The 14,661-nt window shown below is 67.4% G+C and carries 13 protein-coding genes; 3 read left to right on the top strand and 10 right to left on the bottom strand.

Translation table 11 applies throughout. From position 1 onward, the window contains the following. The first annotated feature begins 39 nt into the window (after nucleotides 1-39). Nucleotides 40-2,532, top strand: a complete 2,493-nt coding sequence (locus tag PBT88_RS06605; RefSeq protein ID WP_270078420.1) for a PAS domain-containing protein — start codon at nucleotides 40-42, stop codon at nucleotides 2,530-2,532. Between the two features lie 30 nt (nucleotides 2,533-2,562). Here PBT88_RS06605 and virB11 read toward each other — a convergent pair whose 3' ends face one another. Genes virB11 through PBT88_RS06565 form a run of 8 tightly spaced genes read right to left on the bottom strand, consistent with a single transcriptional unit; the run spans nucleotide 2,563 to nucleotide 10,206 of the window. Next, nucleotides 2,563-3,549, bottom strand: coding sequence for a P-type DNA transfer ATPase VirB11 (virB11, locus tag PBT88_RS06600; RefSeq protein ID WP_270078419.1), 987 nt, complete (start codon nucleotides 3,547-3,549; stop codon nucleotides 2,563-2,565). Next, nucleotides 3,546-4,610, bottom strand: a complete 1,065-nt coding sequence (locus tag PBT88_RS06595) for a TrbI/VirB10 family protein (protein WP_270078418.1) — start codon at nucleotides 4,608-4,610, stop codon at nucleotides 3,546-3,548. Before PBT88_RS06595 ends, virB11 begins: the two co-directional genes overlap by 4 nt. Continuing rightward, on the bottom strand, nucleotides 4,607-5,383 hold the full coding sequence (locus PBT88_RS06590) for a TrbG/VirB9 family P-type conjugative transfer protein (protein WP_270078417.1): 777 nt from the start codon (nucleotides 5,381-5,383) through the stop codon (nucleotides 4,607-4,609). The genes PBT88_RS06595 and PBT88_RS06590 overlap by 4 nt, the downstream gene beginning before the upstream one ends. After that, on the bottom strand, nucleotides 5,380-6,564 hold the full coding sequence (locus PBT88_RS06585) for a type IV secretion system protein (RefSeq protein ID WP_270078416.1): 1,185 nt from the start codon (nucleotides 6,562-6,564) through the stop codon (nucleotides 5,380-5,382). Before PBT88_RS06585 ends, PBT88_RS06590 begins: the two co-directional genes overlap by 4 nt. After that, entirely contained in the window at nucleotides 6,561-8,957 is a 2,397-nt protein-coding gene (locus tag PBT88_RS06580) for a VirB4 family type IV secretion/conjugal transfer ATPase (RefSeq protein WP_270078415.1), read from the bottom strand. The genes PBT88_RS06585 and PBT88_RS06580 overlap by 4 nt, the downstream gene beginning before the upstream one ends. An 11-nt stretch (nucleotides 8,958-8,968) precedes the next feature. After that, a complete protein-coding gene (locus PBT88_RS06575; protein ID WP_270078414.1) occupies nucleotides 8,969-9,244 on the bottom strand; it encodes a type IV secretion system protein VirB3 in 276 nt (91 codons plus the stop codon). Between the two features lie 3 nt (nucleotides 9,245-9,247). After that, on the bottom strand, nucleotides 9,248-9,556 hold the full coding sequence (locus PBT88_RS06570) for a TrbC/VirB2 family protein (protein WP_270078413.1): 309 nt from the start codon (nucleotides 9,554-9,556) through the stop codon (nucleotides 9,248-9,250). Then, nucleotides 9,553-10,206: a lytic transglycosylase domain-containing protein gene (locus PBT88_RS06565; RefSeq protein WP_270078412.1), complete on the bottom strand. Its 654-nt coding sequence runs from the start codon at nucleotides 10,204-10,206 to the stop codon at nucleotides 9,553-9,555. The genes PBT88_RS06570 and PBT88_RS06565 overlap by 4 nt, the downstream gene beginning before the upstream one ends. Before the next feature lie 419 nt (nucleotides 10,207-10,625). Between PBT88_RS06565 and PBT88_RS06560 the strand changes: the two genes are divergently transcribed. Together PBT88_RS06560 and PBT88_RS06555 are read left to right on the top strand one after the other, a co-directional pair. Next, nucleotides 10,626-12,344, top strand: a complete 1,719-nt coding sequence (locus PBT88_RS06560; protein WP_270078411.1) for a phospholipase C — start codon at nucleotides 10,626-10,628, stop codon at nucleotides 12,342-12,344. 172 nt (nucleotides 12,345-12,516) lie between these two features. Beyond that, nucleotides 12,517-13,917 carry a cytochrome-c peroxidase gene (locus PBT88_RS06555; RefSeq protein WP_270078410.1) on the top strand — a complete coding sequence of 467 codons (1,401 nt, stop codon included), beginning with the start codon at nucleotides 12,517-12,519 and terminating at the stop codon, nucleotides 13,915-13,917. A gap of 14 nt (nucleotides 13,918-13,931) precedes the next feature. Here PBT88_RS06555 and PBT88_RS06550 read toward each other — a convergent pair whose 3' ends face one another. Beyond that, the gene (locus PBT88_RS06550; RefSeq protein ID WP_270078409.1) at nucleotides 13,932-14,252 is read right to left on the bottom strand and encodes a hypothetical protein; all 321 of its coding nucleotides are present in this window, start codon (nucleotides 14,250-14,252) and stop codon (nucleotides 13,932-13,934) included. Then, entirely contained in the window at nucleotides 14,252-14,653 is a 402-nt protein-coding gene (locus PBT88_RS06545; protein WP_270078408.1) for a PilZ domain-containing protein, read from the bottom strand. The genes PBT88_RS06550 and PBT88_RS06545 overlap by 1 nt, the downstream gene beginning before the upstream one ends. Nucleotides 14,654-14,661: the final 8 nt, after the last annotated feature.

The raw sequence follows: 14,661 nt of genomic DNA, 5'->3' as shown, positions 1-14,661 counted from the left end.
CGCTTTTGCGGATCATCGACAGGCGAGCACCCGACACCCATGACGGACATGAGTCAGCAGGATCGGGAGGCGCGCCGGCTGGCTGCGCTGGATCGCTACAACATCCTCGACACCCCGCGGGAAAGCGCATTCGACGAAGTGGCGCAACTCGCGGCGGATATCTGCGGGGCGCCGATCGCCGTCGTCAACCTGATCGGGGATGGCCGCCAGTTCTTCAAGGCGGAGGTCGGCCTCGGCGTCCGCGAGACCCCGCTCGAGACGTCGTTCTGCGCCCGCGCGATCCTGGAAGACGATTTCCTGCTGGTGCCGGATGCCACCGCCGATCCGCGGTTCGACGGCAATCCGCTGGTGACCGGCGAGCCGCATCTGCGTTTCTACGCCGGCGCCTTGCTGAAGACGCGGGACGGCTATCCGATCGGCACCTTGTGCGTGCTCGACGTCGCACCGAAGGCGCTGACCGAATTGCAGCAGCGCACGCTGCGGGTTCTGGCACGGCAGGTGATGGACCAGCTCGAACTGCGGCTGGCGCTCAGGCAGCGCAGCGAAAAGGAAGAGCGTTACCGCACCCTGTTCGAGGCCATGGACGAGGGCTTTTGCATCATCGAATTCCTCGATGGTCCGCACGGCCCGCTCAGCGACTATATCCATATCGAGGCCAATGCCGCCTATGCCGCAAATGCCGGCATCCCCAACGTCGTCGGGCAGAAGGTCCGCGAAATGGTGCCGGCCGAGGCGGGCGACTGGGTGGAGCGCTATGGCGGCGTGCTGAAGACCGGCATGCCGATCCGCTTCGAGCGCGAATTGGAGGCGACCGGGCGCTATCTGTCCCTCTCGGCCTTCCGGATCGAACCTCAGAGCCGCCATCAGGTCGCCGTGCTGTTCCAGGATATCACCCAGCGCCGCCAGGCCGAGCTCGCGCTCGTCCGGCTCAACGAAACGCTGGAGAGCCGGGTCGCCGATATGCTGGCGGAACGCCGGCTGCTCGCCGATATCGTCGAAGGCACCAATGCCTTCGTCCATGTGCTCGATACGCACTATCACTGGCTGGCGATCAATGGCGCCGCGGCGCAGGAGTTCGAGCGGATCTTCGGCGTGCGGCCGAAGATCGGCGACAACATGCTCGAGCTGCTCGCCGACCAGCCCGAGAGCCTCGGCCCCGCGCAAGCCATCTGGGACCGGGTCTTGGCCGGCGAGGAATTCACCGAGATCGTCTCGCTCGGCGATCCGAGCCGTGACCGATGCCATTACGAGGTCCGCGCGAGCGTGCTGCGCGACGAGGCGGGGCGGCAGATCGGCGCCTATCAGTTCGCCTTCGACGTGAGCGAAAGGCTACGCGAGCAGGAGCGGCTGCGCGATGCCGAGGATGCGCTGCGCCAGGCCCAGAAGATGGAAGCGGTCGGCCAGCTGACCGGCGGCCTCGCCCATGATTTCAACAATCTGCTGGCCGGCATCTCCGGCGCGTTCGAAATGATCGGCACCCGCCTCGCGCAGGGCCGCATGGCGGATGTCGAGAAATATCTCTCCGCCGGCCAGGGTGCCGCGCGCCGCGCCGCCGCCCTCACCCATCGCCTGCTCGCTTTCTCGCGCCGGCAGACGCTCTCGCCCAAGCCGGTGGTGATCAACCGCCTGATGTCGGAACTGGTGGAGCTGGTCCAGCGCACCGTCGGGCCGGCCATCGAGGTGGAGACCGTGGCGGCGGTGGGTCTGTGGCCGACGCTGGTCGACGCCAACCAGCTCGAGAACGCGATCCTCAACCTGTGCATCAACGCGCGCGACGCGATGCCGCGGGGCGGCCGGATCACGATCGAGACCGGCAACAAATGGCTCGACTCCCGCGCCGCCAGCGAACGCGGGCTGGACCCTGGCCAATATGTCACGGTCTGCGTCAGCGACACCGGGACCGGCATCGAGAAGGAGAATCTGAAGCGCGTCTTCGATCCCTTCTTCACCACCAAGCCGCTCGGCCAGGGCACCGGCCTCGGCCTGTCGATGGTCTATGGCTTCGCCCGCCAGTCCAACGGACACGTCCGCATCTATTCGGAGCTCGGTCAGGGCACGATGGTGTGCATCTATCTGCCCCGCCATGCCGGCGAGGCCGACGAGATCGAGGAGGAGCAGGCGCCGACCGCCATCGTCCCCGCGAAGGCCGGCGAGACCGTGCTGGTCGTCGACGACGAGCCGACGGTCAGGATGCTGATCGTCGATGCGCTGGAGGAACTGGGCTATGCCTGCCTGGAGGCCGGCGACGGCCCCGCCGGCCTGCGTATCCTGCAGGCGGGCGGCCGGATCGACCTGCTGATCACCGACGTCGGCCTGCCCGGCGGGCTCAATGGCCGGCAGGTGGCGGATGCCGCGCGCGCGCTGCGACCGACGCTGAAAATCCTGTTCATCACCGGCTATGCCGAGAATGCGGTGCTCAACCATGGCCATATCGAACGCGGCATGGAGGTGCTGACCAAGCCCTTCGCGATCGACGATCTCAGCGCGCGGGTCGATCGGATGCTGCGCGAGAAGGATATGCCGGCGCCCTGACGAAGGCTGCCTGCGCGCGCTGCGCGGGGCTCACCCCCGTCCGGCGGCGATCCAGTCGATCGCCACGATCCGGCGGCGACCATCGACGCGCCCGAGCTGGACCACGATATCGATCATCGAACGGGCATAAGCGAGGGTATCGCGCCGATCGAGGCCCAACCCCGCCTGCATGACCATCAAGGCAAGCTGCTCCAGCGCGCCGCCCGGCGAGTTCGCGTGGATGGTGGTAAAGGAGCCGGGATGGCCAGTGTTGATCGCCCGCAGGAAACTGACCGCCTCGCGCCCGCGCAACTCGCCGAGCACGATGCGATCGGGCCGCAGACGCAGTGCTGCCTGGAGCAGATCGTCGGTGCCGATGCGGGCCTCGCCCAATTCGCCCTTCACCGCGACGAGACCGAGGCCATTGTCATGGCGCAGCCGGATTTCCGGGGTGTCCTCGACCAGCACGATGCGCTCCGCCGGCGAGACTTCGCCGAGCAGCGCATTCAGGAAGGTGGTCTTGCCGGTGGAGGTGCCGCCGGAAATCAGGATGGTCTGCCGCCGCCGCACCGCCTGGGTCAGGAAACCGACCGGATCGGCGACCGGATCGGGCATCGCCGCGAGATCCTGGGTCGTCGGCAGCGGGCCGTCATCATAGGCCGAGAGCGGCAGATCGACCAGCCGATGACGGCGGATCGCCATCGCCCAATGCGCGCGCGTCGCCGATGGCGCCACGAACTGCACGCGCGCGCCATCGGGCAGCATCGCGGCCAGCAACGGCTGCTCGCGGTTGATGCCCTGATGGCTGATCCGTGCCACCTGCTCGGCGAGGCGCTGGAGATGCCGATCGTCCATCTCGGGCAGGTCGATCCGCTGCATCCCGGCACCGGCGCTTTCCACCCAGATCTCGCCCGGCCGGTTGACCAGGATCTCGGTCACTTCCTCGCGCGTCAGCCAGGGCTTCAACGGCGCGAGATAGGCATCGAGATAGACGCCGCCCGCGCCCTTCCCCGCCATCGGCGCGGTCGCACCGCTCATCCGGCCTGCGCCACCGTCGAGAAATCGAGATCGCGCGCGGTGAACACCCGGATCGGCTGGCCCTGCGGTACATGCACGGTCGGCGGGATCTGGCCATTGCCCTGCGCGGCCACGGCGCCGGCATTCTGTCCGCTCGACAGCACGACCGAATTATTGCCGATCGCCGAAAGGCCGCCGATCACGGTGAGCAGCGCTGCAGCGCCGAAGCGCTTGAGGAAATGGCTGTCGACCTTGCCGGTCAGGCCCGACGTGCCGGAGAAATCGACCGCCGGCGAACCGAGCGCCACCGATACGCCATCCGGCCGGATCAGCCGCGTCCAGATGACATAGGCGCGCGTCTGCCCGGCCGCGAGGCCGGACTTGTACTGGCCGATCAGCCGGGTCGAACGCGGGATGAGGATATGGGTGCCGTCGAAGGACCGCACGTCGCGGCTGACCACGGCGCGGACATAGCCCGGCAGATCGGTGTCGATCGCGGTTTCCAGCACCGCCGGGATCAGGGTGCCCTGGGTGACGGTGTTGGCGGGATCGCTGAGCTTCTCGGCGCTGACGACATCCTCCGATCCGCCGACGCGCAGCGCGAACTGATCATTGTCGCCGGTCACGGCGGGAACGGTCGCGACCCCGCTCTTGCCCGGTGCGGGGGGCGCTGTGGTCGCCGTCTCGGTCGCGGGCGCGGTCGATCCGTCGAAGACCATCGCCGGCGCGGCGGCGGCCTCGACCTGGGCGATGGATATCGGTCGCGTGGCGACCGGCAGCGGTACGGGCAAGGCCGGAGGAGCCGCGGTCACCGGCGACACCGCCGGCGGCGATACCGGCAGCGGGGCTGCGATCGGGGCCGGCGCGCGATGCTGGCTCATCATCCAGAAGGTACCGCCGCCGAGCAGGAGCGCGACGGCGCCGCCGATCGCCAGCCCGGCGGAATCGGAACGGCGCCCGGCCTGCGCCACCAGCGGATAGGCATTGCGGCTGGCCAGCACCAGCGCCTGCGGATCGGCCTGCGTGCGCGGATCGACATCCATGATCGGGCGCAGCAGGATCGGTTCGCGGGTCGGCGTCATGGCTGGGTGCTCGCGGTCTGGGGAGCGGCGTCATCGGTCGCCCGCACCGGCTTCGGCGGGCGCGGCGCAGGGGTCAGCGTGGCGATCAGCTTGCCTTGACGCAGCACGATCTGGGGCGGCACACCATCGACCACCACATAATCGCCCTTCACGGTGTAGTTGACCGGCCCCTCCTCGCCATTGGGCTCGCGGACGAGGATGGCCGGCATCGTCGCGTCCTTCGGCCACGCCAGCCATGTCGATACGCCGTCATCGAATGCGCGGCTCGGCAGGAGCTGCTTCGGCCCATTGGTGGCCCAGTTGAAATCGAGATCGGCCGGCGTCGTCTCGGGTGCCTTGGGCGCCGGCGCCTCCACCGCCGCGATCACGGGGGCGGGAGCCGGCATCGTCACCGGCGTCGGCCGCGGCGGATAGGTGAAGCGCAGTTCGTAGAGCGGCGCCCGCCCCGGCGTCGTGACGAGATCGAAGAGATAGGTGCGCTGATCGGTGACGACCGTCATGTTGGTGCGGGCCGGCGCCTTCATCGGCTTCACGAACAGCAGCGAGGCGCGCTTGTTGGGCGTTACCTGCCAGGTCGAGGAATCGCCGACCGCGATATTCTCGATCCGTTCATCCTCCCCGAACTCGATCGTCGACTGGACATCGGGACGACCGGAGATCGTGACGATCCGGGCGGGGTCATAAAGGCGCGTCGCGATGCGCGGATCGCGCGCGATGACGGGCGACGCCGCCATCGTGGCGAACAGGGCAGTCGACAGGACAAGACGGTTCATTTCAACTGGGCTCTTGATGGGGCGGCGGGCGAGGTGCGGAACCGGCTGCCGACGCCTTGCAGGCGCGCCGATCCGCTGGGTGCGGGTGCGGCCAGCGGGGCGGCGATATCGCGCGTGATCCGGCTGACATTGGTGGTGGTGGACGCTGCCGCCGCCGATCCCCCATCGGGCGCGGGCAGTGCGGCGACGATCGAGCGCACGGTGTCGGCCGCCTGCCCGTTGGCCCGTGTCGCCAGCAGCGGAGCGGGTGCCGCCGCCGCGGCGGGCATTGCAGGCGCGACCGTTGGTTCCGGTGCGGTGCCAAAGGGCAACCGCCAGCCGGCCACGATCGTCGTCGTCACCTTCACCACGATCACCATCAACGCGGAATAGACGCACGCCCCGAGGAACAGAGCCGTGACGGCCTTGGTGGACGTGGTGGTCGAATCCATCAGCGCCGCCTGGATCAGCGGGGCGATCATCGAGAGCGCCGCGCCGCCGATCAGGACGACGAACATCGGCACCATCGCGAACGACACCACCGCCTTCAGCCAGCCCTCGAACAGCCCGCGCGTGCCCGCGAACAGCGCCATCACGATGAACACCGGCCCCACCGCCAGCAAGGCCGCCAACGCCACCTTGGCCGTCACCAGCACGCCCACCGTGCCGACCAGCAGCATCAGGCCGGACAGCCACAGCATCCCCTGCGGCGTGAACATGCCGCCGCCGGGCGTGGCGCCATTGGTGGTCGCGCCGGTCGCGCTCACCACCGATGTCGCAGTCTGTTTGGTGCTGTCCGCGATCGCGGAGAAGATCATGTCCAGCTTGTCCGCGAAGGCGGCGCTGGCCGAACCATGGGTGCCGGCGATCAGCGAGGCGATCTGATCGGGCGCGCCGGTCGTCAGCGTCCAGATCACATTTTGATAGGCCAGCCACGATGTCGCGAAGGTGAGCACCAGCCCCATCGTCATCATGCGCGGGGTGAGCGAGGTGACGCCCAGCCGGGTCCGTCCGGTCAGCAGCCCGATCGCGAAGATCGCGACATAGAGGGTCAGCAGCCCGGTGAGCGCCGGCAACAGCGTGCCATGCGCGCCGAACAGCCGCCCGAAGGCGACCGACGTGCTCTCCCCGGTGCGGCAATCGACCGCGTGCAGCGCCGATGCCAGCCCGCCATTCTCGATGTCGAGCGCGGGGCAGGTCATTCGGCGGCTTCGCTATAAGGCTGATCGTCAGTAGTGCCCGGCCACTCCGTGCCAGTCAGCGCGCGGAACCAGCCAGCCGGGGCATCGCCATGCTCCTCGCGCAGCCGATCAAGCCGGCGGACGCTGGATTCACGGCCGGAAAGGACGGTCAGCAGATCGGGCATGTCGCCCAGATCGAGTCGCGCAACCACCGAATGATTGGCATGGCGGACCAGGAAGCAGCGGCTGTGCGCGGGCAATTGCCGGATCAGCTCCAGCTCATGCTCGGACAGTCCGAAGCCTTCGCAATAATCCTCGGGCCGGGCGCGCGGGTTGGGCGTGAAGATCATCGTCGCGGTCTGCTCGACGATGGCGGACGCGATCCGGCTGTCGAGCGCGTCGCGCGCGGACTGGGTGGCGAAACCGACCAGCGCGTTGCGCTTACGCAGCGTCTTCAGCCAATCGCGGATGCGCGCCGCGAAAACGGGATCGTCCAGCGCCTTCCAGCCCTCATCGATCAGGATCAGCGCCGGCTCACCGTCCAGCCGCTCATCGACCCGGTGGAACAGATAGAGCATCGTCGGGGTACGCAGCGCCGGGCTGTCGAGCAGCGCGGTCATGTCGAAGCCGAGCGTGCGCGCATCGAGATCGAGCGCGTCGACCGCATTGTCGAACAGCCAGGCATGTTCGCCGCCACCGATCCACGGATCGAGCCGCGAGGCGAGGTCGCCCGCCTCCGGTCGGCGCGAACCGCTCAGCAATTCGCGGAAATGGCGCAGGCGGCGGAAGACGGGCGCGGCCTCCATGCAGGCATCGACTGCACCGGCGATCGCCGCCAGCTCGTCCGGGCCTTCGGCGGCCAGCATCACCCCCAGCCAATCGCGCAGGAAGGCGCGGTTGATCGCGGTATCGGGCAGTTGCAGCGGGTTGAAGCCGGTCGGCTCGCCCGGTTGGAGGCGGGCATAATGACCGCCGGCCGCGCGCAGGAAGATTTCCGCGCCGCGATCCTTGTCGAACAGGATGGTGCGCGGATTGAACTTCTGGGCCTGCGCGGCGAGGAAGTTGAGCACCACCGTCTTGCCCGAACCGGACGGGCCGATCACGGTGAAATTGCCGAGATCGCCTTCGTGGAAATTGAAGAAATAGGGCGTCGCGCTGGTCGTCTCGAACACGGTCGCGGCCGGGCCCCAGTGATTGCCGTCGGGCCGGCCGAAGGGCATTCCGTGCAGCGACAGGAAACCCGCCGCATTGGCGGTGGAGATCAGTGCACGGCGGACCAGATAGGCCTCGTTACCGGGAAACTGGCCCCAGAAGCCCGGCTCCAGATTGATATCCTCGCGCACCGCGATCACGCCGATATCGGCCAGCGCCGCGCCAGCCGCCGCCATCGCGCCATCCAGCGCCGACAGATCGCCCGCGCGCACCAACAGCGACAGATGATGATCGCCGAAGCCCGCCTGCCCCGCGCCCAGCGCATCGCGCGCGGCGAGCATCTCGCGCCGCTCGGCTCCGGCTTCCTCGTCGGCCGAACGGATGCGGCGGATGGCGAGATCGATCCGCTCGCGCGCGACCTGGCGGTCGGCCGGCGCGAAGCTCTCGGTCAGCACCAGTTCGTGCGGCAGGCGCAGGATGTTGTCGATCAGCCCGGCGCGGGTGGTGTCGGGATATTCCTTGATCGCCAACATCCCGGCGAAACCACGACCGCCGGCCTGCGACGTCTCGATCGCATCGAGGCCGAAACTGACACGGGCATAGGGAATGTGGTGGCCGAGATCGACATCCTCGGCGGGCAGCAGCACCGGCCGCATCTCGCCATTATAGATGGCCGACAGGATCTCCAGCGGCTCCGAACACGTGCCGCCTGTGCCCGCATAGGTGCCGAGCGTCCGCGCGCCATAGCTTTCCAGCGCAGCGACCAGCGCGGTCGCGGCGGCATCCAGCGCGCGCAGATCGGCGGTATCCGGCTCGGTCGTCTTGCCGGCCAGCGCGCGACGGAGGCGATCGGGCCAGCCCGTCTTGCCGCGCGCCGGGCGGCGCACGATCGTCAGCACCTGCTCGTTGACGAACAGCCGGCGCGTATCCAGCCGCTGCTGCCAGCGCTGGTTGAGCAGGGCGGCGAACGGCGCGTCGGGCGTGCCGTCCAGCGTCACCTGCACGCGGCGGCGGACGATGTGGTGATAGACCACGAAGCGCGCATCGAGCACCGAGCGCAGCATCGTCTCGCGGACGCCGAGATGATGATCGAGCGCCTGGGCATCCTCCGTCTCGAACGGCAGGCCCGGCACCTGGATCATCCGCATCACCGCGCCGTCGCGCAGCCTGAGCGTCGTCGCATCGATGTGGCGCGCATAGGGAAGGCGATCGCCGGCCTTCGCCTCCTTCGCGCCCCATGCTGCTGGCCCCGTCCACGTCATGATCGGCCCTCTCAGGGTGCGTAGCTGTTGCAGCCCCAGCGCTTCCAGTTACGGATGCGGGGCGTGCGGCTGACCTTGGTCAGCCACAGATCGAAGATGCGCGGTTCGCGCAGGCAGGCGAGATAGCCGATGCCGTGGACGACGAGCGCGACGGGCAAGGCCCAGAAGCTGCGCGTCATCAGGAAGGCTTCGGTGGTCACGCCCATGTTGATCACGAAGAAGCTGTAGGTGACGCCCCCGAACATCTGCGGCCGGGTCAGCGCACGGAAGACGGGGGTACGTGTCATGGCTCAGCGCGTGACCTGAGCGGTCGATTGGATGCCGGTGACGATCGCGCCGGCGCCGAACAGCACGAAGCAGCCGACGATCACCGTGGCACCGAAGCGCCAGTTCATCCGGCCGGTGAGCATCATGAAGCCGACCATGGCGACCGCGATCACCGCCACCGCGGTGGCGACATTGCCGAGCAGCGTACCCTGCAGCCAGCCGAGCGCGGCCACGATCGGGCCGGAACCGGCAGGGTTGCCGCCGGTCGCCTGGGCGAAGGCGGCGCTGGATGACAGAGTGGCGACAATAAAGGCAATCAGGCGCTTGGTCATTTCGGAATTCCAGTTTCGCCGACAGCGGCCGGCGCCATGTGGAGGAGGATGTTGGAGACATAGGCCCGCGTCTCGGCGATGGCGGGGACGCCGCCGGCACGCTGCACGCGGCCCGGGCCGGCATTATAGGCGGCCAGCGCCCGTTCGACGTCGCCATCGAACAGATCGAGCATCCGGCGCAGATATTGCGCGCCGCCGGCCAGATTGGCGGCCGGGTTCTGGGCGTCCACCGCCAGCGCGCGCGCGGTGGCCGGCATCAATTGGGCAAGCCCCATCGCGCCCTTCGGGCTGAGCGCCCCGGGCCGCCAGCGGCTTTCCTGCCAGACCAGCGCCGCCAGCAGATCGGAGCTGATGCCATAGCGGCTGGCGGCCGCCAACAGCGACGGCCGCCAGGCATCGGGCACCTGCGGTGCCGCGAGCAACGTCATGGCCGACGCGGGCATCCCCGTGTCGGGGAACGCCGCGTCCGATGGCGTCTGGTCGCTGCCGGCATCGCGCCCGGCGCCGGACGCCCCCCACTGCACGTCGCCGGACATGTGACGGACATAGACCGCGCCCTGGTCATCGATCTGGTAGACATCGGCACGCGCGCCGACCGCCATGACCGGCACAAGCAGGCCCCAGGCCAGGAAAATGATGAATTTCTGCACATTCCCCCCAACCCACAAGGCGAAATGCCGTGAGAAAGGGATCGCATCCTCGAAATGGATGACAAAACCGCGTCACTTTGGTTGAAGAATTGAGACGGTATATTTCTGCATCGAAACAACACGCGGCAATGCCGCCGCCATCTGCGCTTTCGTAGTCGATGACCGCCCGAAAGTTCCAACATTAAAAACTGTTCATGTTTCTCGTCATCCCGCTGTCATCTGACGATGGTGCTAGCGGACGCCGGCCACGAATCCTCGTGGCTTGCGGCTCCGGTTTTTTGGGCCATCCGGCAAATGTTTTCCCGTCCGCGTTGCGTCGCCGCCTGCACCGGGCAGCCGCACCGAACGGATAGGGCGTGTGGAGGAAGCATATGTTCCGCAAGGGGTTATCGACAATAAAGATAGGCTGCATCGCGCTGTTGCTCAGCTCGTGCGGCCATTCCCACAACAGCGCAGACAGCAGCTCGACGGGTGCGAGCCTGAGCGAGCAGGACAAGCTGGCGACGACGACGCCGATCAAGCACCTCGTCGTCATCTTCGGCGAGAACGAATCGTTCGATCACTATTTCGGCACCTATCCGCAGGCGAAGAATCCTTCGGGCGAGCCGACGTTCACCGCCGCCTCGGGTACGCCGCAGGTTAATGGCTATGAGAAGAACGCGACCCTGCTCACCGCCAACCCGAACACCACCAACGCCGACAATCTGGCCGCAGCCGGCAAGGCCGGCTTCTCCGCCAGCTACATGAACCCGTACCGGATCGACCGGACGCAGTTCGATACCGCCAGCCAGAATCACGCCTACACGCCCGAACAGCTCGCCACCCACGGCGGCAAGATGGACGCGTTCGTGACCAACACCGGCAAGGGCATCGCCGGCGGCTCCGGCTCGTTCGGCACGATCGCGCAGGTCATGGGCTATTTCGACGGCAACACCGTCACCGGCATGTGGAACTACGCCCAGCATTTCGCGATGAACGACCATGCCTATACCGACAGCTTCGGTCCCTCGACGCCGGGCGCGCTGAACGTCATCTCGGGCACCACCTCGGGCGCCGACAAGTTCGTCGCCGGCGACACCATCCCCGATGGCCAGGGTGCCTACACCATGGTCAACGACGCCGACCCGTCGGGCGACACCTGCTCGAGCGCGACCGCGAACACGACGATGGCCGGCAAGAATATCGGCGATCTGCTCAACGCCGCCAACATCACCTGGGGCGGCTTCATGGGCGGCTTCGATCTGACCGCCACCAACAGCAACGGCACGACCTCCTGCAAGCGCAGCACCGTGTCGCCGAACACCAGCCGCACGGTGGTGGATTACATCCCGCACCACGCCTGGTTCCAGTATTACGCCTCGACCGAGAACAAGAACCACACCCGGCCGAGCTCGACCGCGATGATCGGCCACACCGAGACGACCGACACGCCCGGCGGCGCAACCGCCGTCAACCACCAGTATGACTATAACGACTTCGTCACCGCGGTGAGCGCCGGCAACTTCGCGTCGGTCAGCTACATCAAGGCTCCGGCGTTCCAGGATGCCCATCCGGGCAACTCCAACGCGCTGGACGAGCAGGCGTTCGTGACCAAGGTCATCAACTTCCTCCAGCAGCAGCCGGACTGGAAGAACACCGCCGTGATCGTCACCTACGACGACTCGGACGGCTGGTACGACCATCTCGCCCCGACCATCATCCGCTCCTCGTTCGATGCGACCACCAGCGCGTCGATCAACGTGCCGAACGGCACCTTTGCGAGCGGCAGCGGCACCATCACCGGCGCCGATCAGGAGAATGGCGCAGGCAGCTGCACCGCCACCGGCGCGACCCAGCCGCTCAACGTCAACGGCAAGGCCGTGAACGGACGTTGCGGCCCCGGCTCGCGCATTCCGTTCATCCTGATCTCGCCCTATGCGAAGGTGAACTATGTCGACAGCACGCCGATCACCCAGTCTTCGGTGATCCGCTTCATCGAGGACAACTGGCTGGGCGGCAAGCGCCTGGGCGGTGGCTCCAACGATGCGACGGCCGGCAGCATCATGGCGATGTTCGACTTCACCCAGGCAGCCCACACCACGCCGCTGTTCCTCGACCCGACCCAGGGCACGGTGACGGCGACCGCTCCGGCGGCCTGATCCTGCCCCCTGTCCGGCCCCGGCGTCCTCTGGTGCATCCAGAACGATCCGGGGCCGGTATCCCCTTCTGGCGTCTCGTCGGGCTCCGGCCCGGCGAGACGCCTTTTTATCGGTCTCGCGAAGCAGCATCATGAACGATCAACCGAGCAGCCCCTCGATCACCCCCACAGGCATGTCGGCCGCTCCCGGTCGCTCCGCACGCATCTGGCGCCGATTGGCGCTCGCCGGCGGCGTGGCCATCCTGGCCCTCGGCGGCGTCGGCGGCTTCTTCCTCGCCTTTCCCGAACGGGCGCCTGCTTCGCTCGATCGCACCATCGAAGACATCACCGGCGCCAACCCGCACCCCGTGAAACTCCTGCGGCCACCGGCGGAACCGCTCAGCCTGCTCGCCACCATCGGCGAGAAGATCTTCAACGACCCCACCCTGTCCGCTTCGGGCCGGCAATCCTGCGCGTCCTGCCACAGCCCCGATCATGCCTATGGCCCGCCCGACGGTCGCTCCGTCCAGCCCGGTGGCCCGGACATGACCTCGGAGGGCGTCAGGCCGCCGCCCTCGCTCGCCTATCTCTACCGGCAGGACATCTTCAGCATCGGCCCGGTCGCGGCCGAGAACGACGCGCCGCCGCCGCTCGATCAGGTGGCCGCGCAGGCGCAGACCACGGCCCGCGCCACCAAGAGCGCCGGTTCGAACACGCTCGCCTCGCTCGTGCCGCGCGGCGGGCTGTTCTGGGATGGCCGCGAGGACACGCTGATGTCCCAGGCCAACGGCCCGATGATGAATCCGGCCGAGATGGCCAACAAGGACAAATATGAGATCGCCCGCAAGCTGACGAGCGCCGGTTACGACAAGCTGCTCCAGCCGCTGTTCGGCGACACCATGCTGCACAATCCCGAGATGCTGTTCACCGAAGCGATGTCGGCGCTCTCGCGCTATCAGATCGAGGCACAGTCCTTCCATCGCTTCAACAGCAAATATGATCTCTGGCTGGAGGGCAAAGCGCGGCTGAGCCATGCCGAGATGCGCGGCCTGCGGCTGTTCAACGATCCGGATCGCGCCAATTGCGCCGGCTGCCACCTCAGCCAGCCGACCAGCGACGGCCTGCCGCCGCTGTTCACGGATACCGAATATGAGGCGCTCGGCGTGCCGCGCAATCCGGCGATCCGCGCCAACCGCGATCCGCATTTCTTCGATATGGGGCTATGCGGCCCGCTGCGCACGGACATCGCCAGGCAGACCCAATATTGCGGGATGTTCCTGACCCCGACATTGCGCAATTCGGCCAAGCGGGGCGTCTATTTCCACAATGGCCGCTACCACACGCTCAAGCAGGTGATGAATTTCTACAATCTGCGCGAAGTCGATCCGGGCAGCATCTATCCCCGCGATGCCGCCGGCAAGATCATCAAATATGACGATCTGCCGACCCGCTATCATGCCAATATCGATGTCGCGGATGCCCCCTTCGACCGGAAAGCCGGCGACAAGCATCCGATGAGCGAAGCCGAGATCGCCGACATCATCGCCTTCCTCCACACGCTGGATGATGCGAACGGCGCGCCCGCCAAGCGATGATGGCGCAGTGGTGTTCAGCTGATCGAGGGATAGCAGGCCGGTCGCGATTTCTTGGTCTGCGCGGCCGTGGTGCTGCCGCTCGCGGTGGTGCCGTAGGTCAAGGTGCCGGCCTTGACCTGCGCGCCGCCGGTGGTGGTGGTGCTCGTCGAGGAGGTGGTGGCTTTGGCGCTGGTCCCGGCGCCGCCGCTCAAGGCGATGCTGGTTAGATGCGACGGCGCATTGCGGCCATTGATCGCGTCGCCACCCGACATGGTGACGCCGATCACGCTCACACCGGCGCGCTCGCTCCGGGCGAGCGCCCGTAGCGCGGAAATGCCGGACGGACGAAATCGCATCAGCGCAGCTTCGGCCGCTTTACCAGGGCGTCATTTTGCCAAATCGGCTCGCGCGCGCCTTCACGCAGGCAGAGGACATAATCCTTGGTCCAGTCGGTCTGCTTCGGCGCAACGTTCCTGCGACAGGTCGAGGGATCAATCGGCGCATCGAAATGCAGGCCAACCCCCCGTTCGGTGACGCGTGCCACCTGCGCTTCGGCATCCTGCACCCCCTGGAACGAGATCCGCAGGCTATCGCCGACCCGCAATCGATGCGTGCAATCCACCCAGGCCCCGGTGCTGGATACGTTCCGCACGCGCCCCTGCAGGACCACGCCGCCATGTCGGATTTCCGCACCCAGGAACAGGCTTTCCCGCGATGCGCGCGGATCGGGGGATGACGGATCCGCCACGTTGGACACAGGGTCTG

Source organism: Sphingomonas abietis (assembly GCF_027625475.1).
GTDB classification, from domain to species: domain Bacteria; phylum Pseudomonadota; class Alphaproteobacteria; order Sphingomonadales; family Sphingomonadaceae; genus Solisphingomonas; species Solisphingomonas abietis.
Note: the sequence above shows the minus strand (reverse complement) of the source record. Positions and strands in the feature narration are given on the sequence as shown.

What these genes read in the sequence shown, in the direction of transcription:
- PBT88_RS06605 (WP_270078420.1), top strand. Translation starts at nt 40, where the DNA reads ATGACGGACATGAGTCAGCAGGATCGGGAGGCGCGCCGGCTGGCTGCG.
- virB11 (WP_270078419.1), bottom strand. Translation starts at nt 3,549, where the DNA reads ATGAGCGGTGCGACCGCGCCGATGGCGGGGAAGGGCGCGGGCGGCGTC.
- PBT88_RS06595 (WP_270078418.1), bottom strand. Translation starts at nt 4,610, where the DNA reads ATGACGCCGACCCGCGAACCGATCCTGCTGCGCCCGATCATGGATGTC.
- PBT88_RS06590 (WP_270078417.1), bottom strand. Translation starts at nt 5,383, where the DNA reads ATGAACCGTCTTGTCCTGTCGACTGCCCTGTTCGCCACGATGGCGGCG.
- PBT88_RS06585 (WP_270078416.1), bottom strand. Translation starts at nt 6,564, where the DNA reads ATGACCTGCCCCGCGCTCGACATCGAGAATGGCGGGCTGGCATCGGCG.
- PBT88_RS06580 (WP_270078415.1), bottom strand. Translation starts at nt 8,957, where the DNA reads ATGACGTGGACGGGGCCAGCAGCATGGGGCGCGAAGGAGGCGAAGGCC.
- PBT88_RS06575 (WP_270078414.1), bottom strand. Translation starts at nt 9,244, where the DNA reads ATGACACGTACCCCCGTCTTCCGTGCGCTGACCCGGCCGCAGATGTTC.
- PBT88_RS06570 (WP_270078413.1), bottom strand. Translation starts at nt 9,556, where the DNA reads ATGACCAAGCGCCTGATTGCCTTTATTGTCGCCACTCTGTCATCCAGC.
- PBT88_RS06555 (WP_270078410.1), top strand. Translation starts at nt 12,517, where the DNA reads ATGTCGGCCGCTCCCGGTCGCTCCGCACGCATCTGGCGCCGATTGGCG.
- PBT88_RS06550 (WP_270078409.1), bottom strand. Translation starts at nt 14,252, where the DNA reads ATGCGATTTCGTCCGTCCGGCATTTCCGCGCTACGGGCGCTCGCCCGG.